This is a genomic window from Nitrospirota bacterium (assembly GCA_015233895.1).
Classification (GTDB): Bacteria; Nitrospirota; Thermodesulfovibrionia; order Thermodesulfovibrionales; family Magnetobacteriaceae; genus Magnetomonas.
Window position 1 is genome coordinate 39,162 of record JADFXG010000007.1, and the last position, 21,203, is coordinate 60,364.

20 protein-coding genes and 1 tRNA gene are annotated in these 21,203 nt (G+C 41.1%); 9 read left to right on the plus strand and 12 right to left on the minus strand.

Features of this window, described 5'->3' with window-relative positions:
- Position 1 precedes the first annotated feature (1 nt).
- Together HQK88_06955 and HQK88_06960 are read right to left on the minus strand one after the other, a co-directional pair.
- Positions 2 to 1,390, minus strand: coding sequence for a TolC family protein (locus HQK88_06955; GenBank protein ID MBF0616541.1), 1,389 nt, complete (start codon positions 1,388 to 1,390; stop codon positions 2 to 4).
- Positions 1,391 to 1,414: 24 nt separating this feature from the next.
- A complete protein-coding gene (locus HQK88_06960) occupies positions 1,415 to 2,317 on the minus strand; it encodes a hypothetical protein (protein ID MBF0616542.1) in 903 nt (300 codons plus the stop codon).
- 229 nt (positions 2,318 to 2,546) lie between these two features.
- On the opposite strand from HQK88_06960, the gene HQK88_06965 reads away from it, so the two are divergent.
- Together HQK88_06965 and HQK88_06970 are read left to right on the plus strand one after the other, a co-directional pair.
- A complete protein-coding gene (locus HQK88_06965; protein ID MBF0616543.1) occupies positions 2,547 to 2,801 on the plus strand; it encodes a hypothetical protein in 255 nt (84 codons plus the stop codon).
- Positions 2,802 to 2,910: 109 nt separating this feature from the next.
- On the plus strand, positions 2,911 to 3,057 hold the full coding sequence (locus HQK88_06970; protein MBF0616544.1) for a hypothetical protein: 147 nt from the start codon (positions 2,911 to 2,913) through the stop codon (positions 3,055 to 3,057).
- 248 nt (positions 3,058 to 3,305) lie between these two features.
- On the opposite strand, the gene HQK88_06975 is transcribed toward HQK88_06970, so the two are convergent.
- From HQK88_06975 to HQK88_07010, 8 genes are all read right to left on the minus strand, one after another.
- A tRNA-Gly gene (locus HQK88_06975) sits at positions 3,306 to 3,377 on the minus strand.
- A 380-nt stretch (positions 3,378 to 3,757) separates the two neighbouring features.
- Positions 3,758 to 5,092, minus strand: a complete 1,335-nt coding sequence (mtaB, locus tag HQK88_06980) for a tRNA (N(6)-L-threonylcarbamoyladenosine(37)-C(2))-methylthiotransferase MtaB (protein MBF0616545.1) — start codon at positions 5,090 to 5,092, stop codon at positions 3,758 to 3,760.
- Positions 5,092 to 6,402, minus strand: coding sequence for a tRNA (N6-isopentenyl adenosine(37)-C2)-methylthiotransferase MiaB (gene miaB, locus HQK88_06985; GenBank protein MBF0616546.1), 1,311 nt, complete (start codon positions 6,400 to 6,402; stop codon positions 5,092 to 5,094). Before miaB ends, mtaB begins: the two co-directional genes overlap by 1 nt.
- Before the next feature lie 13 nt (positions 6,403 to 6,415).
- Positions 6,416 to 7,141 carry a tetratricopeptide repeat protein gene (locus tag HQK88_06990; protein MBF0616547.1) on the minus strand — a complete coding sequence of 242 codons (726 nt, stop codon included), beginning with the start codon at positions 7,139 to 7,141 and terminating at the stop codon, positions 6,416 to 6,418.
- Positions 7,142 to 7,190: 49 nt separating this feature from the next.
- On the minus strand, positions 7,191 to 7,907 hold the full coding sequence (locus HQK88_06995; GenBank protein ID MBF0616548.1) for a segregation/condensation protein A: 717 nt from the start codon (positions 7,905 to 7,907) through the stop codon (positions 7,191 to 7,193).
- Entirely contained in the window at positions 7,908 to 8,774 is an 867-nt protein-coding gene (locus HQK88_07000; protein MBF0616549.1) for a UbiA family prenyltransferase, read from the minus strand. It lies immediately after the preceding gene.
- 10 nt (positions 8,775 to 8,784) lie between these two features.
- Positions 8,785 to 10,515 (minus strand): GAF domain-containing protein, encoded by a 1,731-nt coding sequence (locus HQK88_07005; GenBank protein ID MBF0616550.1) that lies wholly within the window; start codon positions 10,513 to 10,515, stop codon positions 8,785 to 8,787.
- A gap of 2 nt (positions 10,516 to 10,517) precedes the next feature.
- Positions 10,518 to 11,393: a phosphoribosylaminoimidazolesuccinocarboxamide synthase gene (locus HQK88_07010; protein MBF0616551.1), complete on the minus strand. Its 876-nt coding sequence runs from the start codon at positions 11,391 to 11,393 to the stop codon at positions 10,518 to 10,520.
- A 206-nt stretch (positions 11,394 to 11,599) separates the two neighbouring features.
- On the opposite strand from HQK88_07010, the gene bioB reads away from it, so the two are divergent.
- On the plus strand, positions 11,600 to 12,562 hold the full coding sequence (bioB, locus tag HQK88_07015; GenBank protein ID MBF0616552.1) for a biotin synthase BioB: 963 nt from the start codon (positions 11,600 to 11,602) through the stop codon (positions 12,560 to 12,562).
- Between the two features lie 29 nt (positions 12,563 to 12,591).
- Here bioB and HQK88_07020 read toward each other — a convergent pair whose 3' ends face one another.
- A complete protein-coding gene (locus HQK88_07020; GenBank protein ID MBF0616553.1) occupies positions 12,592 to 13,488 on the minus strand; it encodes a DUF4071 domain-containing protein in 897 nt (298 codons plus the stop codon).
- A 127-nt stretch (positions 13,489 to 13,615) separates the two neighbouring features.
- Positions 13,616 to 14,326, minus strand: a complete 711-nt coding sequence (locus HQK88_07025) for a methyltransferase domain-containing protein (GenBank protein ID MBF0616554.1) — start codon at positions 14,324 to 14,326, stop codon at positions 13,616 to 13,618.
- A gap of 91 nt (positions 14,327 to 14,417) precedes the next feature.
- Between HQK88_07025 and HQK88_07030 the strand changes: the two genes are divergently transcribed.
- From HQK88_07030 to HQK88_07055, 6 genes are read left to right on the plus strand one after another with little or no spacing between them, the layout of a single operon-like run.
- Complete coding sequence (locus HQK88_07030; protein MBF0616555.1) at positions 14,418 to 16,265, plus strand: HEAT repeat domain-containing protein; 1,848 nt, start codon at positions 14,418 to 14,420, stop codon at positions 16,263 to 16,265.
- On the plus strand, positions 16,265 to 17,083 hold the full coding sequence (locus HQK88_07035) for a protein-glutamate O-methyltransferase CheR (GenBank protein ID MBF0616556.1): 819 nt from the start codon (positions 16,265 to 16,267) through the stop codon (positions 17,081 to 17,083). Before HQK88_07030 ends, HQK88_07035 begins: the two co-directional genes overlap by 1 nt.
- A 22-nt stretch (positions 17,084 to 17,105) precedes the next feature.
- Positions 17,106 to 17,471 (plus strand): response regulator, encoded by a 366-nt coding sequence (locus HQK88_07040; GenBank protein ID MBF0616557.1) that lies wholly within the window; start codon positions 17,106 to 17,108, stop codon positions 17,469 to 17,471.
- A gap of 36 nt (positions 17,472 to 17,507) precedes the next feature.
- Positions 17,508 to 17,882 (plus strand): chemotaxis response regulator CheY, encoded by a 375-nt coding sequence (locus HQK88_07045; protein ID MBF0616558.1) that lies wholly within the window; start codon positions 17,508 to 17,510, stop codon positions 17,880 to 17,882.
- Between the two features lie 21 nt (positions 17,883 to 17,903).
- Positions 17,904 to 19,181, plus strand: coding sequence for a protein phosphatase CheZ (locus HQK88_07050; GenBank protein MBF0616559.1), 1,278 nt, complete (start codon positions 17,904 to 17,906; stop codon positions 19,179 to 19,181).
- A 58-nt stretch (positions 19,182 to 19,239) separates the two neighbouring features.
- Complete coding sequence (locus HQK88_07055) at positions 19,240 to 21,180, plus strand: chemotaxis protein CheA (GenBank protein ID MBF0616560.1); 1,941 nt, start codon at positions 19,240 to 19,242, stop codon at positions 21,178 to 21,180.
- The last annotated feature ends 23 nt before the right edge of the window (positions 21,181 to 21,203 follow it).

The window sequence follows — 21,203 nt, forward strand, 5'->3', positions numbered from 1 at the left end:
CTTAATCAGTCCTTTTAGTTGGAATAGATTTTAAGAATAAGCCTGTTGAACGTTTGAGTTTAAGAGTGGAGAGGGATAGATCGTAGTAAGCATCTGAGTACTGTTTTTCAGAAAGTGTCAGGAGATTATTAGCATCAATAACATCGAGGCTTGTGGCAAGTCCAGCGTTAAATTGTTTTGTAACAGCGTAATAATTTTCGCTGGCGTAGTCCAGTTGCTCTTTGAAATATGTAAGAGTTTTTTTAAGCGTGAGGAACGTGTAATATGATGCCTCAACGTCGTTTTCGAGGGATTTTTTTAAATCAAGTAAGGCTAGCTCACTTTGGTTTTTCTTGTGTACGGCTTCAGAAACTTCTGCATATCTCAGACCGCCTTCAAAGATTGGAAAAGAGAGCATAACGGCTCCATACATAGTTTCAGGGGGCATGGTGTCGGTGGTGGAAGGAGAGTCGTCCCTTTTTTGATACACGCCCTCAAGTGTAACAGAGGGCAAAAAGGCGCTTTTAGCGTAAGTAATTTGTTTTTTAGTCATCTCTAAAGCTGACACAGCGGCTTTCACCTCTGTCCGTTCATTCATAGCGGCATCAACAAGACAAGTGGTTTCAGCTGTTTTACAGGCAGAGAGAATTGCCTCTATTTCAGCTTCATTAGTTTTCTGTGAAGTAGTGTACTCAGCAATCGAAAAGTCACCATTTATGCCGATATTTCTGGCAAGAGCTGAGGTTTTAACGCTGAGGTCATTTTGTGCTTTAAGGAGTTCGGCCAGAGCACCGGATAGCTCAGCCTTAGCTCTGAGAAGGGCTGTTTTTGTGATTTCACCGGCTTTAAGCTTAGTCTCAGCAGATTTTTTATAGGTTTTTAGCCTTTCAGCATTATTTTCAGCAAGTGTTACCGACTTTTTTGCCTTAAGAACATTAAAGTACCATGAGGTCACATCATATAAAAAAGTCTCTTTCGCTGTATAAAGTTCAAAGCCGGACTTTTCAATCATTCGTTTTGAAATATCGAGGCGGCTAAACTGAGCACCGCCAAGAGATATTGTCTCCTCCAGTTTAACACCGCCAATTAGGGTATGTTCGGGCTGAATTGGGAAGCTTAAGCTGTAATTCATGAAGTCTAAGCCGTTATACTTAGCCTTGTTATATCTGTAATACTGTCCGTATGCAGTTACAGTCGGTAAAAAAGCTGCCACAGCCTTATCTTTACCGGTTTTAGAGACACCGAGCTCCTCTTCTGAGATTTTAATTTTCTCCGAATTTTTCAGTGCTATTTCATAAAGTTCATTAAGTGAATACTCGTAAGCAAAAGCAGCGGCATTAAAAGTAATACTAAAGAGCAGTGACAATATGAATAGATTATAAGCTATTGCGTTAAACGTCCTCTTTTTCATTTATTCCATCAGCAATCACCACAACTATTGTATAAGCATGTCTTTTAGCTCATCTAATGAGGATGCCGTTTTGATACAAGTCTTAACCTGTTCCAGTTTTTCTACATTATTAATGTGGTCTATCATATTCATAAGTGACAGCCCGTTTATGCCAAACTTAAGTTCTAAGCCTAACTGAATCCCCTCCCTCAGTCCTTTAATCAACCCTTTTTCAATTCCACGTTCAATCCCCTTCTCAATCCCCTTCTCAATCCCTTGCTCAATCCCTTGCTCAATTCCACGTTCAATCCCCTTCTCAATCCCCTTCTCAATCCCCTTCTCTATGCCTTGTTTATACCTGACATCCCGTTCTATATCGTACACTAAAGCCATTTCTTTTACCTCCTTATATACTTTTTCTTGCAAATCCCTCAGTTGTGCCAATATCTCTAACTGCCTTATGTACTTTAAACGGCCCAGTTCCCCTTTTACGGTGTTTTTTATTCTGTCTAACAGTCTCTTTATTACTATTGTATCATCTTCTGAGGCAAAATTACATAAAATCCCAATTATCACATCCTCCGGTTTATTGGAGCTTATAAATTTCCCACAGTCTATGTTTCGGAAGTCTATGATGTCATATTCAAAGGCCATTTTATCTGCCCGGATATAATTATTCATCCTGAGCGGTTCTCTGCCAACATAAAATAACACCTGCCTTACCGGTTTTCCATACGTTTGCTCAATATAAATCCGGTACCGGAGCATTCTATAGGGCATGTTGCTGTCATTTGTGGCCTGAAATTCAATATGTAAAATGTATACGGTTCCATCGTGTAACGTAATCTCAAGTAAAAAGTCCGCTTCTCTTTCATCGGTTATCTGAAGCTTGGTTTTTAATGGCTTTATCTCCTTAGCTTTTATGCCCAAAACTTCAGAAACTAACACATGCAGCGCTCCGCGCAGGCTCTCTTTTAATATCTTATCAAATCGCCCCGACATTGAGTTTACGTTAACACAATTGCATAGCTGTGTTCAAGTTGAAATGATCAACACCGTTTGTATATAATGGTGAAACGAGTAGCTTAGTGAAATGGCAAAGAAACGGAGAGCAATACAGCCACGGAGATAAGACCCGTGCAAATAATCCGGCAGCTCAGACGGATGTAGAGGTCTAGTGGCAAAGTCGAAAATAGATAATCTGATAATTAACTCCCCTTATGAGGAGCCGGGCAGGTATTGGAGTTATGACAGAGAAACCAGACTGTTTGAATTAAAAGATGGCCGCAGGCCGGCTGGTTACGTTATAGCGATTGAGGGTTCAAAATCATTTGATGATCCAGGTGTTTTTATAGAGATTTCCCTTGTCAACAAGATCAGAGAGCGTATCAAGGCATGGCGGGAGGAAGGGAGGAGGCCACAAAATGGGTAGGCGGCCTAGACAGAATACACAAAGTACGCAAGATTATGCGCTGTTATGATTTATCGGCAACTCCGTTTGCTCCAACCGGCAGGAAAGCATCTGAAGAGTCACTGTTTGGATGGATTGCAGGCTTGAGACATTGAAATCATCAGGCTTTTCTGAGGAACAGGCAAAGGGCTTGTCTGAAACGCTTAGAGTAACTCAGGAAACAAGCACTGAACACCTTGCCACAAAGAGGACATATCCAGACTTGAGCTTAAAATAGAATCAGTTAAGTCCGAAACGTTGAAATGGATGTTCCTGTTCTGGGCAGGGCAGTTAGTAGCCATGTTAACCTTGTTTAAATTTTTTTTTAAATAGCACCTCACAAAAAGAAACATATATCCCTTATATTAAAGCATACACTCTATAAGGCACCACAATGACCGTAGTTGAAATTTTAGTTTTAAATGATAACAATGTTAGCTTAGGGGTGTTAAGGCAGCCACAAATTGAACCAAAGAGAAATGTTTAAGCGGGCGACGGGATTCGAACCCGCGGCCAAAAGCTTGGGAAGCTTTCACTCTACCACTGAGTTACGCCCGCAATCCAGTTATTCTACAATTTCCTTACCATTATTGCAAATATTTTTTTGTCTTACAAGTTACTAATATTTTGTACACAGATTTTATTTCATTATCTCAAGCACTTAAACAACTTATTAACAAAACGCCTGAATATTGTCTAAGTTTATATAAAAAGGCACTTAAAATAACATCCTTCAAGTATCACGCTAAAACATAATGATGCCTATGGCTATATTAAATGTTTTACATAATATTACTTATCGGACATTGTTTTTGAACATCAGGTGTTGATAACTTGTTTGGTTTTGGCATATAACACGATGCGATTGCTGTTGCTTTGTTGGTTTACCGGTTTTGTATAAATATTAGGCAAAATATTAATCTTTATTTTATAGCAAGTTAGATTATATTTATTGGGCTGCCGGTTAGTGAGTTGTTAGTATAGGCTGTAACTATTAGATTTATAAGGGATTTGTGTTTTATCGGAATGTTCGCGACATTTTGTAACGTTACTTTAAGGTAGTTGTCTGTTGTTGCCAAAACCAAAGCCCCGTCATTGCTCTCAACGATAGCTTTTAGCGTCCGTCCTGGTTGTTTTTTCATATAGGAATCCTTAAAGTCTTCAGACAATGCTCTCAATCTTAATGCTCGTTCTTTCTTTATGTTTTTTGCTATGTGGTTTGACATGTTGAATGCTGCAGTGCCTTTTCGTTTTGAATATGGAAATACATGAAGGTATGTTAATGGAGTTGATTGAAGAAATCTATACGTGTTTTCAAAATGGGCATCTGTCTCTCCGGGAAACCCAACGATAACATCCGTACCAATTGAAATATTCTCTATTTCACGATTCAGCCGTTCTGTGATTTCTCTAAACTTTTCTATTTTATGAGGTCTGTTCATTAGTGAAAGGATTTCATCGTCACCGCTTTGAACAGGTATGTGAATGTGCTTGCATACTCTGTCTTCTTTAAGGAGTTCAAATAAACGCTCATCTAATTCACCTGCCTCAAGTGAGCTTATCCGTAGTCTGATTTTTTTTGTTTTTTGCAGTATATTTTCTATTAAAATTGAAAGTGTTACTTTAGGTTTTAAATCTAATCCGTACTGGCCTATGTGAATTCCTGTAAGCACTGCTTCATTAAAGCCATTATACTCAGCTGCCGCTGCCTCTGCCACTATATCAGTCTTTGGGCTGCTTATAGAGGCCCCTCGCGCTTTAGTTATTATGCAGTAAGAACATTTCCAGTTACAGCCGTCCTGAATTTTTAAAAATGCTCGGCTTCGGGTTGCTGATGTGCTTAGCGCTGATTTCTCAGCGTTTTCCATAACCTCTGAGGTTGCTAACTCCATTATGCCTGAGGTTGCTAACTCCATTACGCCAGGGGTTGCTAACCCCATTACGCTAGGGGTCGCTGACCCCCTGAAAAAATCAATTTTTTCGTTATTCCGTACTATCTCAATTTTTGAATCAATCTGCATTATTTCACTTTTATTAAGCTCCGAATAACATCCGGTTACAAACACCCTTCCTGATAAGTTAAGCGCCCGCCTGATTAGTTGTCTTGACTGATAATCACTCTTTGCCGTAACCGTGCAAGTGTTAATGATACATATGTCGGGATGTTCTTCTAATGATACTGCTTTGTGGGAATTTTCCTGAAAAAATCTTTCTAATGTGGCAGTTTCTGATTGGTTTGTCTTACATCCTAAAGAGATTATTGAAAACTTCATTAAACAACGAGCTCACCTTCAAGGGAGTGTTTAAAGCCCTCTATGATTTTTACCATAACAACTCTTCCCCTTTCAGTGTTTTCACCCGGCAGGAAACTAACAATTTTATTTGAGGTAGTTCGTCCAAACCACTTATTCTCAGAATTGGTTTCATTTTTGCCCTCTGTCATGACCTCAAAGCACCTGCCCTCAAGGGATTTATTTATCCTTTCAGTGATTGTATCTGAAACAGTCAGGATTTCCGCAAGTCTTTGAGATTTTATTGAGTCACTGAGCTGGTGTTCCATGCCGGTTGCCTTAGTATTTGGTCTTTGAGAGTATTTAAACGCAAATATGCCGTCAAATTCTATTTCTTTCAGCGCCCTTACGGTCTCTTTGTGGTCTGAGTCGGTCTCTCCCGGAAACCCTGCAATTATATCTGTAGTGATTGCAATGTCCGGTACGTGTTTGCGCAGAAGCTGTATCTTACAAAAATACTCCTCGTAAGTGTATTTTCTGTTCATACGTGCAAGCACACTGCTGGAGCCGGATTGGACAGGAAGATGAATGTGATTACAGATTTTTTTGGTTTCCCCAATAGTTGAAGCTAACTGAACTGTCAGGTCTTTGGGGTGAGATGTTATAAAGCGAATTCTTAAAATCCCTTCAATATTGCTTATCATCGTTAGAAGCTCTGGGAAAGTGCACCCTCCGTTATAGGAATTCACATTTTGTCCAAGCAGCGTGATTTCCTTATAACCAATACCTGCAAGGTCTCTGATTTCTGTTATTATGTGTTCAAACGGCCTTGAGCGCTCTCTGCCCCTTGTGTATGGCACAACACAGTAGCTGCAGTAGTTGTTACATCCATACATAATATTAACCCATGCTCGCAAGTCATTATCACGGTGTGGTGTTTGAAGTTTTTCATCCTCTGCTTCATAGTTTTCCTTTGTAAAGGCAGTCCGGTTTTCATCGTAAAGAAATTCTTTAAGGCCAAATATGTTTTGAGGGCCAAAGGAGAAATCCACTGACGGATGCGATTTCAAAAGCGCCCTTCCCTGCTGTTGAGCAATACAGCCGGATACGGCTATTTTTAACTCGGGGTGTTTCTTTTTTTGCAGGCTTAATCTGCCAAGCTCGCTCAGGAATTTCTGTTCCGCTTTCTCTCTTATGCTGCAAGTGTTAAGAACCACTAGGGAGGCTCCCTCAGGGGTATCCGAAATATCGTAGCCCTCCCCTTTCAAAATACCCTTTATGTGTTCCGAATCACGGACATTCATCTGACAGCCCCATGTATGAATGTAGGCTGTTAATTTATCTCTTGTCACTTTGTTTCGTTCCTTAATAATTTAGTATTTCAAGCAAGTCTGAGTTGTCTCTTCTTTCGTAATCATTGCCGGAGCGTCTTCTTTTTTCAAATTCCTCTCTGGCCTTAGCAACATCACCTTTGAAGTAGGGATCTATTGCCAGAGCCTGCATGAGTTTTTCTGAGGCTTCACCGTAACGTCCCATAGCGTTCAGTACCAGTGCCATACCGACAAAGGAGCTGCTGCTTTTTACATTTCTCATCAGTGATTCATTAAATGCGTTCAGGGCCTCCCGCAACTTTCCAACCCGGTAGAGAGAGTAGCCGAGATTATTGTAGGCTCGATCTGGTTTTTCATAAAATTGGTTTTCCAGCGCTTTTTTAAAGCAATGTATGGATCCCTCCCATAGTCCGGATTTTGCATAAGTTATCCCCAAATTGTTGTATGCTTCAGAGTAACTGGAGTCAGAATGTATAGCTTTTTTAAAAGCCTCTGTTGCACCTTTCAAATCCTGAAAATGCAGACAGGTAAGGCCAAGTGCATTGAGTGACTCTTTATCGTCAGGGTCTATTTCAAGCGCTTTCTTAAACTCAATCTGTGCTCCCTGGAAATCCTGTTCGTTTATCTTAGACATTCCCATCTTATAATGTGAAACCAGGAGTTTGTTCTTGTTTGGCGAATCACTCTGTGTAGTTGCGCAGGAAAATAACATGGCTGACATTACCGTCAGTAATACTGCTGCATTTTTTAGTTTATCCAAATTCTGTTACCTCCGGAGTGTTTCTTTGTAATTTTATTTAAATTACACATTAGCGTTTAACAATTTTAATCTCACCGAAATATTGCTCCTGAAAAACACAAGCAAGCCCCAGCCTCAGTATTTCCAGCAAAGCAAGGAAAGATACTATCATATCCACCTTATCATCTGTCTCTTCAAAAATATCGTTAAAGGTTATTTCTTTTTCTATTTCAAGCCTCTCCATGATGATAGCAATTTTGTCTTTTAAGGTCAAGCTCTCTCTGGTAATAAGCCTCGCTTCAACAGGTTTTTTATCTATCAAAGAGGAAAAAGCCCTTAATAGCACATATAGGTCAACGCTGAACAACGACTGTTTAACTTCTGAGGTATCCTCGTCAATCCACTGAGGGTCCCGGTAAAAGCAGGTTTCTCCAAAACTCTCTTTTTCCTTAAGTAACAGTGCCGCCTCTTTAAATGACTGATACGAAAGCAGCCTTTGTACAAGCTCAAGCCGCGGGTCCTCATCCTCATCCAATGCGTCCTGATGCTCAACCGGCAGCAGCATTCGTGACTTTATATGTATCAGGGTTGCTGCCATAACAAGAAACTCGCTTGCTATATCCACGTTCAGCTCCTTAGTCCATGCTGCAAGGTACTCAAGGTACTGTCTGGTGATAAACGCTATTGGAATGTCATAGATGTCTATTTTGTTTTTTTGAATCAGGGAAAGAAGCAGATCCAGCGGGCCTTCATAAATAGGAAGTTTTACTTTAAGTTCCTGTTCCATCTATCTTTTAAATACAGTATTTTCAAGCAGTACAAACACAAAAACCGTGACACTTATATAGCCGTTAATATTAAAAAAAGCCATATCAAGCTTACTAAGATCATTGGGTTTAACCAGCGAGTGTTCATATATCAAAAGAGCAGCAACAACGCTGATTCCAATAAAGTAAACAAATCCCATCTTAAAAAACACTCCCGTTACTGCAAGCAAAATAAATGTAAGCAGATGAAAAACCCTTGAAAGTGTGATAGCTCTTTTAACTCCAAATCTCTGCGGTATGGAGTAAAGGCCATGTGTCTTATCAAAGTCAACATCCTGAAGGGCATACAGGATGTCAAAACCGGCAAGCCAAAACACTACGGCAAAAACCAGCGGCAAGATTGATAAAGAAAACTCACCCCTTATCGCTATCCATGCTCCAAGGGGAGCGCCGGATATCGCAATCCCCAGAAACAGGTGGGAACTCCACGTAAAACGCTTTGTGTATGAGTAAAAAAACAACACTGCTAAGACAACTGGTGAGAGTTTAAAACATAGTGGATTCAGCATGTAGGCAGAGAGCACAAAAAGGGCTGAAAACATGGCGGTAAACACTGAGGCTTCGGCCAGTTTGACGGCTCCAGCGGGTATTTCACGGTTTTTAGTGCGAGGATTTAGCGCATCAATTTTTCTGTCAGCTATCCTGTTTAATCCCATTGCAGCTGAGCGCGCACTAACCATGGCTGCCGTTATCCAGAGAATTTGCCTGCCTGTAGGAATCCCGGCGCACGCAAGAACTCCGGAGGTAAAGGCAAATGGAAGGGCAAACACCGAGTGGGAAAACTTTATCATCTTCAGGTAAAGTCCGGTACGCTTTATAAAGTGCATTCTGTGGGTACTATTTCGATTGAGAAAGTTGTTTTAGCAACAAGGCATTCTCTAATGCAATGGAGACCTCTTCACAAAGCGCCATTGCAAAGTCTATTTCATCTTTAGTAAAGTCCCTGTGCTGCGTGGTTAAAAGCCGTAACACTCCGATAGTGTTGTTGTTATACGACATCAAGGGGACTGCAAGCAGGCTCTTTATGCCCTCCTCCTCGGCCTCCTTGTGATACACCACACGCGGGTCCTTGCCTACGTCATAGATGGCAACAGGTTCGCCCTTAAGAGCCGCCTTTATATTTTCCTCGCCCTCAACGTCTCCGCGGCTAAGGTACTGGGTGCTTAGCCCTGAGGATGCCATAAGTTTTAACTTATTCGTCTCCGGATCTATTAACCTTATAGTGGCAGCCTTTGTATTCATCACCTCAGGAAGTTTCTTCACTATTAAATCCATAATCTCGTTGGGGTCCTTATGCTTACTCATCAGCTTGGTAATTTCCTGTATTGTTTTTAAATAGGTTACCTCTTTGTACTTCTTTTCGTACATTCTTGCATTTTCTATTGCAATCCCGCACTGTTCAGCCAGAAAAGATGAAAAATCGGTCTCCTCCTGGGTGAAGTTTTTATACCACCCGGTATATATGGTTAGCACGCCAATTAATTTATCTCTTACCTGAATCGGAACAGTCAATATGCTCTTAATGCCCTCTTCTATGATGTCCTTTTTATTTAGAACCCGGCTGTCCGTTGTTGCATCATAAATGGCAACCGGGGACAGATTAAGCTCCTGCAATATTCTTATGTCCTTTTCGTGAGGAAAGGGTAATGCCGGATTCTCAAGATACAGGTATCTTAATGCCTGAGATATGTTCATATCTTTCAGAGGAGTGTTTGCAAAAAATCTCTCTTTCAGTCCGCATGAGGCCACAACAGTGAATTTCTTTGTTATTTCATCAATCAGCTTTATTGTAACAGCCTTAACCCTGAAAGCCTCAGCTATCTTAAATACTATACTATTCAGAACCTCCTCAAGTTTAAGTGAGGAACTTACCGCCTTTGAAATCTCCCTGAACAGCCTCAGATATTCCTTTTCTCTTGTGACCATAGTTTCATACTCTTTGGCATTCATAATGACTATAGCAGCCTGTTCGGCAATAGCCATGAGAAATTTCCTGTCCTCCTCGACATAGTCACGAGGCTCTGCCGTGTACATCCTGAGTACCCCTATGATCTCATCTTTGAATCTCAGCGGGATTGATAAAATACTGCTGATTCCCTCTTTTTTAGCCTCCTTATGGTACTTTGAATCCTCATCAAAGGTTATATCGTAAACAGAGACTTGTTTACCGGAGAGGGCATCCTCAATGCTCTTATCAATTACAACCGAACCTTTATTGACATACTCCTTACTTAAACCATAGTGTGCAGCTACGTCAAGAGTTCCTGACTTTTTATTTATAAGTCTAAGAAGACTTGCCTTTACGTTCATTACTTTTACTATGCTTGTCACAATCAGATTAAGGGTTTCCTCTAAAGAAATACTTGAACTTATGACTTTGCATATATTTTGATAGCTTTCAAGATACACTCTTTTTTCAAAAATTTTCTCTGAACAGCCAGGGCACATTCCGTGAGTGGTCTCACCCAGGCCCTTAGCTGCAAAGTACTCTTCTATAGTTTGCCATGAAGTGTCGTCTGCCCTGATTTTTTTACACCATCCGCAGACCATTTTTAATTGATTATCCATCGTTATCCCGTTAAAATGTTAAGTATTTCTTTATACTTCTGAGTTGTTTTTTCTATCACCTCAGGCGGTAGCACAGGGCCTGGGTAAGTCTTATCCCAACTGAGAGTCAGCAGGTAGTCTCTCACTATTTGCTTATCAAAACTCTCCTGAGGGCCACCACTACGGTATTTTGCTTTTGGCCAGAATCTTGAAGAGTCAGGAGTCAGAACCTCATCTATCAAAATAGTCTCTCCGTCAAATAAACCGAACTCAAACTTGGTATCAGCTATTATGATTCCTTTTGACAAAGCATAGGCTGAAGCTTTTTTATAAATATTTAAACTAAGCTCTTTGAGTTTTTCCATTTGGCTTGCTCCGACAAGCTTAGATGCCTCATCAAACGATATATTAATGTCGTGGCCGTGTTCAGCTTTTGTGCTGGGAGTAAAAATCGGTTCGTTAAGTTTATCAGACTCTTTAAGCCCCTCAGGCAGACTGATTCCGCAAACTTTACCGCTTTTTTTGTACTCGCTCCATGCTGAGCCGGAAATATATCCCCTCACTATACACTCAACCGGAAATGTGACGGCTTTTTTAACAAGCAGCGCCCTACCCTTCAAGCTCTCATTGTATTTATGGCAAACCTCTGGAAATTCTGATATATCAGTGCTTTGAAGATGGTTTCCAACAATATCCTTTAGAAACGAAAACCAAAAAGTGGAAATCGCAGTAAGCACCTCTCCTTTAGAGGGTATGCAGTCAGGCAGTACAACATCAAAGGCTGATAGCCTGTCTGTTGCGATAAACAGGAGGTATTGTCCAATTTCATATATATCCCTGACTTTGCCCCTTCTGAGCAATTTTAAATCACTGAAATCGGTCTCTCTTACAACACTCATACGGGCATTCCCTTTAACACAGAACGTTTCTGTCCTTTTGAATTTTCATGAAAAAATGCAAAATAGCCAATAACATAATATATGATAACAGAAATTATTGTCAAGTTAGAGTAAAATTCTTGTGTGCAACTAAAATAAAAATGTCAGGAATTGTTATACTTAAACACAGTGGCCTTTTTAAATTACAGCCATTTTTTTTATGGGTTATGGTTACAAAGTTAAAAGATAAGGTACTTGAGGGTAAAAGCCTGACAAGGAACGAGGCTGTGGATATATGCAGCCTTCCCAACAGCCGCCTTTATGAGCTAATGGCTGCCGCCTCTGCTATCAGACAGCATCACAGGGGTGATTTAATAGACCTGTGCTCGATAGTTAATGCCAAATCCGGCGGGTGTTCTGAGGACTGCTCCTTCTGCGCACAGTCTTATGAGTCTAAGGCCGATATTGAGCGTTATCCGCTTAAAAGCTATAAGCAGATTGCCGCCGCTGCAATAAGCGCCAAAAAAAACGGCGCCAGACGTTTTTGTCTGGTTACTGGCGGTAAAAGAGTGCAGGACGGCGAGTTAATAAAACTCTCCGATATGGTCAAATCCATAAGCGCCGAGGGACTGCTCCCTTGCGCCACTCTGGGGCTTCTTAATGAAGATTCCCTGAGCTTACTAAAAGATTCCGGACTCAACCGCTACCACCACAATATTGAGACATCAGAGCGGTTTTTCCCACAGGTTTGCCACACTCATACTTTTAAAGATAAGGTCAAAACCATCGAAGCCGCTAAATTGACAGGGCTGTCTCTGTGCTCCGGCGGCATATTTGGCCTTGGTGAAAACTGGGAGGATAGAATAGATATGGCTTTTTTTCTGAGAGATATTGAGGCGGACTCAATTCCAATAAATTTTCTCACTCCTGTTGCCGGTACCAAAATGGCAGATGTTTCCCCGCTTGACCCGGCAGATGCGCTAAAAATAATAAGTCTCTACAGATTCATACTGCCCCAGAGGGAAATTCGCATCTGCGGCGGCAGGATGCAAACACTGGGAGAGTTTAATTCCTTCATATTTATGGCAGGCGCCGATGGCCTGCTCATCGGAAATTATTTAACCACCACAGGGCGCTCTCCGGTTCTGGACACAAGGTTTATTGAGCTTTCGGGGTTTAGGTACAAATGACGGAAGTACATCTTTACCATCTAAATACCTCATTTTCCAGCCTTTTTCAATAACTCTTCTTCTATTTCTATGTCCCAGGCCAAAAGCGCTTCACGTCTGCTTTCTCTTGCCTCTCTTATAAGGCGCAGATTACGAGCTGTGGTTTCAGGCTCCCAGGGCTCCCGCACTAATGTCAGAGCTTTTGTAAGTGATTTAAGTGAATTTTCTTTTTCTTTAGCTAATACATTTAATTCAAGAAGCGTTGCGTAGTCCCAGTAATCCGGCTTTCCTGTAACTATCCGGCGCTCTACTGCATAATGCACTACAGGTATTAGCTGCTCACGCCTTGGATCAGGTGGAGTCTGTAGTTCCATCAGAGTTACTGCATTAACACCGGGATAAGCATCCCGCCAATCTGATTCAAAACCCTTTAAATAAGTTTCGACTGCTTTATTAAGATAATCAGCAGCAGCAATTTCTTGCCCTTTCTTTATTTCTGCCTCCCATCTGTCTTTATACACTCTGCCTAAAATCCCGCATGTCTCACTGCTTGGACCACGTTTGTTTATCTGTGTTAAGAGAACAGCTTCAGCCTCCTCAGATTTACCATCGCGATTCAGTGCAAACCCAAGTTGTTCCTGAATCATAAGCTCAGAAGCTAAAGGCTTAGACATCTTATCAACCAATGCTATCATGTTTTTATAGGCGCCAACTGCCCGATAAGAAAGAAATAAGTCAACAACAACACCTGCCTCCGCTTTCTCTATTGAAGGAATCTCATTCTCTATCTCACGCAGTGACTCTACTCCCTCTTTTCTTGCACTTTTGAGACGCACCTTAAACTCCGGGGAGTAATCCGCTATCTCTCTGAAAAGATCTGTTTTGGTGTGGGCTATATTAGAAAACTCTCCGACAAGTTGATAAAGAGGATTTTCTGTCTTAACCATTTTATGATACACTCCTTATGCAAAAAAATCCTTTTTCTTTAACCCGTATAAAAATTGTAGCAAATTATATTTTTATCTGTCAATCCGTTTTGCAGGCATAACTCTTCCTTAAAATATCTTCCTTAAATCAAATTCTCCTGGCTGTCAGCATTATAAGCGGAGTGTCGCACTCTGGGGTGCTTTCTACCGTAAAGCCGCATGTTTTCAACATAGCCACCCACTTGTCAACTTTAAGTCTTGTCTTTGAAATCCGATAGAAATCCACATTTAAGCGCCTTTTTATATTCTCAGGAAGGGATCCGATGAGCTTGATTATAATGTTATGATTATAGAATTTTATTTTGACGTTTTCAATCCGCCTTTCCAAATGCCTGTCATCTGGGACGGTCAGAGCAAAGTACCCGCCTGGTTTTAAAGCTCTAAATATTTCTTTGAAATAAACAGCTGGCTCCCCAATGTATTCAAACACGCTTGATGCTGTTACGGCATCAAAAGTCTTGTCATTAAACGGTAATGTCTGCGGGCGGTTCTTGTCGGCGCCTGTAAATATTATGCCTGATGAGCTATACCTCTCCTGTGCCCTTTTTATCATCAACTCCGAAATGTCATAGCCCTGTACATTAAATCCGGCCTCTTTTAGCGAATTGGTCAAGTCCCCGCTCCCGCAGCCAAAGTCAAGCACAAGTGAACCTTGCGGTAATTTTTCTGTTAGAACGCTGGAGAATCTAATAGTCCTTGCGGCCATTACCCCGTCTGCCTCGTAGTTTTTCTCCCATGAGCCGGAATATTTGTTAAAGAAACTCTCTACTTTCTCTGTATGTTTTGTATTATTTTCCATTTAGCAAACATTAAATCATAATTTCTAAACAAAACAGAAACATCCTAATTGATTTTAACATGTATTGAATTATATAATACAATGGTTTCGAATGAACAAAGCAAGATTAGAGAAATTAAAAAAGAGTTTGAACCACTCCGATGTCTCAAGGCGGCGGCAGGCTGCCTCTATGCTTGGGGAGGGTGATGAGCGGGCAATTTATCCACTAATAACGGCTCTCTTTGACAAAAGCCTTGCCGTACAGGACTCTGCTGCCCAATCTTTGATTCAAATAGGCGGCGAGGCTGTAGCTTATATGACCATACCGGTTTTAAGGAAAGAGGCTTCTCAAAGAAATGCAGCCCTCTTAATTCTCAAAGACCTTGGCGAGGTCTCAGTTCCTTTTCTGTATGATCTCTTAAAGGACAGGGATGAAGATATGCGAAAGTTTGCTGTTGACCTGCTTGGCGATATTCATATCGGAGTTGATTATGAATTGTTGATACCTATGTTTAAAGATGAAAACGCAAACGTAAGAGCCGCAACATGCCGTTCATTCGGCCTTCTTAACGTTAAAGAGGGTGTAAAGTATCTTAAGAAGGCTCTCTCTGACCCTGAGGAATGGGTCGCTTTTACCGCTTTGGAGGCTCTTGGTGCCATGGAGTCTGAGGAGGGGGTAACCGCTATTAGTGAACTCTGCAACGGTTCCTCTTTGGTGCTTAAGTTTGCAGCTTTTGAAACTCTAGGTAAAATTCCCTCTAAACAATCCAAAGATGCACTCATCGAGTGCACTAAAACCACCGATTCCTTTACAAAATCAGTTGCAGTAAAGAGCCTGGTTCAGATTGGCATAGAGCCTGATATGCTTTTCCTTGCCCCTGACCTCAGAGTTATGCTCCAAAGTGATGACTGGGAGGATAGATTTGCAGCTATTTCAGGTCTTTCAGTAATAAAAGATAAAGATTCACTTTATACTCTTCTGGATATGGCAGGCTCCCTGGACACCTCTTATCCTGAAAATGAAGAACATACAGCCATCATAAAGGATGCTGTTTTAAATATTGCCGACTGCTCATCGTTGCTCTCTCTTTGTGACATCAATAACCTAAAATTCAGAGGCATGGCAATTTTGGTGGAAACACTCGGAAAACTTAAGTGCGTTGAGGCTATTGATACACTTGTAAAACTCCTTAGAAGTTCACTCAGGGATATTCGCAGGGAGGCTGCCCATGCACTTGTTGAAATTGCAGATGAGCGCTGTGTGGACTCACTGATTGAGGCACTCTCTGATGAGGACGGCCACGTCAGAAAACAGAGCATCTATGCTCTAAGAAAGTTGAAAGCCAAAAAATCTTTTTTACCCATACTTGATCTTATAAGCAAAGAGGGTTACGAGGATGTTGTTGATGAAGGGGTTAAGGCCCTGCTTTCTATGGATTCATCAAAGTTTCTGCATAAAGCCTCCTCTTATCCTGAAAATTTTAAAATCTATATAGCTAAATATGCTCAGGAGACGGAGCTATTGCTTGACCTTTCAAAGGATGACAGTAAAAGTGTTAAAATAGCGGCGATTTCACGGCTCGGCTCTTTTAATCAGCAAAATGCTTATGACAGACTTTCTGAACTCTTAAATGATAATGATTTAGAACTAAGACGCTCCTCAGCAATGACTCTCAGCCAGTACGGTGTTTTTGTTGATGCTCTTTTAACGGCTGTCAACGATAGTGATATGTGGGTTAGATTTTATGCACTTAAAGCGATTGCTGCTACAAAGGGTGCTGAGTACCCTGATCTGTTTGCTCAGGCACTTAATGACCGTGAAAACCTTGTAGTTATGGGGGCAATTGATGCGCTTTCAATTTTAGGCGGACAGGATGCGTATGAGGCCATCTATTCCATCAGAGATCATACAGATGACGCAATAAGGCAGCGTGTTGAAGAGGTCTTACAGAGCTTGTAATGGAACTTAAAGATGAAACATTTAGAAATTTCAGAGATTTCATATATGAAAAAAGCGGTATATACATACCGGATACAAAAAAGTATTTTATAGAAAACAGATTAGGCAAAAGAATAGAGGAAAACAAACTGGCAAGCTTTGACGATTATTTATACATGTTGAAATATAATAACAATATCAGTGAACTGAATGTTATGTTTGAAAGAATAACAACAAATGAGACATTTTTTTTTCGTGAACTCCAACAATTAGAGGTGCTTGTGGGGCACATAATACCTAAGATAAAGGCGGAGTTAAAACCTGCAACCTTAAGAATCTGGTCATCAGCCAGTTCAACCGGAGAGGAGCCCTACACTATCGCAATGATGCTTATGGAAAACCCCAAAACGGCAGGTATAAAATTTGAGATACTTGCCTCGGATTTAAGCGAATCCGTTTTACAAAAAGCCAGAGTAGCCACCTATGGCCAGTACTCAATCAGAAACGTTCCTCAAAACTATCTGAAAAAGTATTTTAAACAGTTAGAAGGTACCAATTATGCCTTAAATACCGAGGTTCGCTCAAAGGTGAAATTTGTACAGATTAACCTTCTTGATGCAGCAAAGATGAGAAGTGTCAGGGACATGGACGTTGTGCTTTGTAGAAATGTGTTGATATACTTTGATAAAAAAGCAAAAATATCTGTAGTAACAAGTATTTATGAGTCGCTGAAAAACGGCGGCCATTTTCTAATAGGAATGGCTGAGTCACTGCACGATGTAACACGTGCGTTTAAGCCTGCAGTCATAGATAAAACAGTGGTTTATCAGAAGGCATAAGCCGCGGGATGGAGGAAAGAGTATGAAGATAATGGTAGTGGATGACGATAAGACTACTCGGAAAATACTCGGCCTCTATCTGAAAGGCGGAGGGCACGAACCTGTGTTTGCAGAAAACGGCCTTGACGCTATAGAAAAACTTGCTGCCAACGAGGTCGATTTAATCCTGACAGATCTAAATATGCCCTACATGGATGGCATAGAGTTGACTAAAACCCTTAAAACGGATCCTTCTTTTAAGGATATTCCATTAGTAATGATAACTACGGAAAATGATGAGGCTGAAAGAAGCAAAGCTATGGCTGCAGGTGCAAACGGTTATCTGGTAAAGCCGATATCAGCCGATACACTCAATAAGAATGTTAAAATATTTGCAAAAAAAAATTAAATTCAGGAGGAAATTTTAATGCCATATGACAAGCACATGAAAATTCTTGTGGTTGATGATTTTTCAACAATGAGAAGAATCATTAAAAACATCTTAAAGCAGCTCGGATATGAGAAAATTGAAGAGGCTGAGGACGGTGAACAGGCCTTTACCAAACTTAAAAATGGTGACTTTGATTTTTTGATAACCGACTGGAATATGCCTAACGTTACCGGCCTTGAGTTACTCAAAAGAGTTAGAGCAGACGCAAAATTAAAGGCTATCCCTGTGTTACTGGTAACAGCAGAGGCAGAAAAAGAGCAGGTCATTGAGGCTGTTAAAGCTGGTGTTAATAACTATGTCATTAAACCTTTCACTGCGGATGTGCTTAAGGATAAGCTGGATAAGATATTTGAAAGACTGAAAAAATAATTTCGCTGCCGGAGGAAAAACATGGGCCAGTATATAGGTTTTAACATTGGCAGGGAGGAATATGTAGTTCCTATTCTGATTGTGCAGGAGATCATGAAGCCAACTCAGACCACAGTTTTGCCGCATTCAAGGGATTTTGTGATGGGTATAATCAGTTTGCGCGGCAAGACGATTACAGTTATAGATTTAAAACAAAAGCTAGGACTATTTAACGCCGACTCACAGGGAGAGGGCAATGTTATAGTGGTCAATATGGGACGCATTACGTTTGGAGTTAAGGTGGATTCCATAACCGGTGTTATGAATATAGATAATGATTCAATTGTAACAGAGGTCGGATTTGTTGGCACAAATACGGATGAATGCCTAAAGGGAGTTGCTAATCTCGGTGATGACAGGATGGTACTTGTTTTAGATTTTACTAAGTTATTAACTAACGAGGAGATTTCCCTTATAGGGGAGGATATAGTAAATTCTGAATGTACTGATGAAGGTGAGGTTGTGGTCACAAAGAGAATAACAACTATGGGCGGAGATTTTTTCGTAAAAGAGGTGCGGGATGCCGTCCATAAGAGTGCTGCAGATAAAGGGCTTGATCAAAAATTGGTCATAAGATTAATGGAAAATGTCAACAAGCTAATGGAGTCCTTTGCCAATGGAGATATAGAGTCTGCCGAACGGGCGATAGATGATCTTTCAAGTTTCGGGGACCGTGAAATGTTTTCAGAGATTGGGAGAATGACCCGCAAGTTGCATGACTCCATAAAAGATTTTAAACAGTTATTGAACCCTAAGCTAAAAACTCTCGCTGAGGGGGAGATGTCTGAGGCAACCGATAAGCTTGAGTGGGTAATAACTAAAACTGAGGAGTCAGCAAATAAGACTATAAATATAGCAGAGAAAAATCAGGCTAAAATAGATGAGCTCCTGGCTGCAATGGATAACCTTGAATCATCACCTCAATCTGAGGAAACTGCAACTGCAGATAAGGATTTTTCCAATCTTTTAAAAAACGAATTAAACGATATGAATAATGATTTTCTTGAGATAATGATGGCACAGGAGTTTCAGGACCTGACAGGACAGATACTTAGAAAAGTGATCAAACTTGTCAGAGACCTGGAGGATCAACTGGTAAAACTTGTTATGATGTTTGGCGTAAAAGTAGATGGGAAGCAGCCTGAAAAACCGATTGAAAAAACAGAGGGTGAACTCCTCGGCCCTCAAATAAAACCCTCTGAAAGCGCAGTGTCCGACCAAGGTGATGTGGATGCGCTGCTTGCTGAGTTTGGATTCTGACAGAGAATGGATATGATTTCCATAAATATAAAAATAAACACTTGGGAGGGCATCTGAATTGTCTGACGAAATGGATGAAATAATAAATGATTTTTTAATAGAAACAACAGAGCTTGTTGATGATTTGAATCAGAAGTTTGTTGAGCTTGAGTCTGACAGAGATAATCAGGATTTGGTCAACAGTATATTCCGTTCCGTCCACACGATAAAGGGAGCCTCCGGGTTTTTGGGCTTTAACCAGATGGTGGATGTGACGCATATAACGGAAAGTGTGCTGAAAAAAATAAAGGATGGTGATTTAATTCTTGAGCCCGGCATTATGGATGTGATACTTGAGTCCATAGACATGGTTAAAGTGTTGTTAGATCATATAAAACAAAAAGACGGAGCTGAGGAGGACATTACCGGTCTTGTTGGCCGCCTTAAGGCAATAAATGACGGCACTGCCGCAGGCTTATCCGAGCCGCCGCAGATGACGGCACAGCCTGCCTCAGATGAGCCGGATATAGATATGACAGGCGTGCTGGATACCGATCTTCTGGCAGAACTTGAGGCAGAACATGCTGCCTCCTCAAGCGTCAAACAGGTGGGCACAATCCTTATAGAAAGCGGTTTGATTAGTGAGGATGACGTGGATGAGGCTCTTAAGATTCAGGAGCTTATCAAAGAGTCAGTAGATGTTGGAGAGATTCCCAGGGTTGGTGAAATTTTAACCGTCACCGAAAAAGCATCCAAAGATGATGTAAAGAAGGCTCTCAACAAACAGGCCCCGCCATCCCCTCCTGCTGAGAAATCAGATAAACCCCAACAGGTGGAACAGACAATCAGAGTGGATGTTGAGCGGCTTGATAACGTGCTTAATCTGGTTGGGGAACTGGTTTTGGCAAGAAACCGGCTTGTTAAAATCTCAACTACTCTTGAAATAAAATACCAGGACAGCGAAGACCTGGCGCCGCTTACCGAGTTAACATCATTTATAAACCTGATAACAACAGACCTTCAGATAGCGGTTATGAAGACACGTATGCAACCCATAAAGAAGGTATTTAACCGGTTCCCAAGAATGGTAAGAGACCTTGCCCGCCAGCTAAACAAAGAGGTAGAGTTAAGGCTTTTTGGCGAGGATACCGAACTTGATAAGTCAATTATTGAGGAAATAGGCGACCCCCTTGTTCATTTAATAAGGAACTCCGTAGATCATGGCATAGAGATGCCAAAAGAAAGACAGTCTATTGGAAAGCCAACCTTAGGCACCGTAATACTTTCAGCCTATCAGGAGGGTAATAACATAGTCCTTGCAATAGAGGACGATGGTAAAGGCATAGACCACGAAATGCTAAGAGAAAAAATAGTGGAAAAAGGCCTTTCAACATTTGATGAACTTGATAAACTTTCCATAAAAGAGGTTCTGGATTTTATTCTCTTACCCGGATTTTCCACAGCCAAGGTCGTATCAGATGTTTCAGGCAGAGGGGTTGGTATGGATGTGGTAAAGACCAACATAGATAAGTTAAACGGTGTTATCACAATCGATACGGAAAAAGGTAAAGGGTCAAAGTTTATAATCCGGCTGCCGCTTACGCTTGCCATCATTCAGGCGCTTATGGTAGGAGTCAGCAAAGAGGTGTTTGCAATTCCTCTGGCCTCGGTTGTTGAAACAGTTCGATTGGTTGATAAGGACATTAAAACAATAAGGGGACAGGAGACTGTTATACTCAGAGACGAGGTGGTGCCGGTGCACAGACTTGCTGACAAGTTCTTCATAGAGAGGTCCTCTGATGTAAACGGTAAGATGTACCTTGTGGTTATACTGATAGGAGAGAAGAAATACGGACTAATGGTTGATAAGCTTTTTGGCCAGGAAGAGGTAGTTATTAAGTCCATAGAGGGATTTTCCGGGAGTGCCGATGGCGTAGCCGGAGCCACAATAACAGGAGACGGAAAAGTTGTGTTGATTTTGGATCCATCTGTGATGTTTAGCAGCGCTAAGCACGGATAACAGATAAAGTGATACAGACTCCT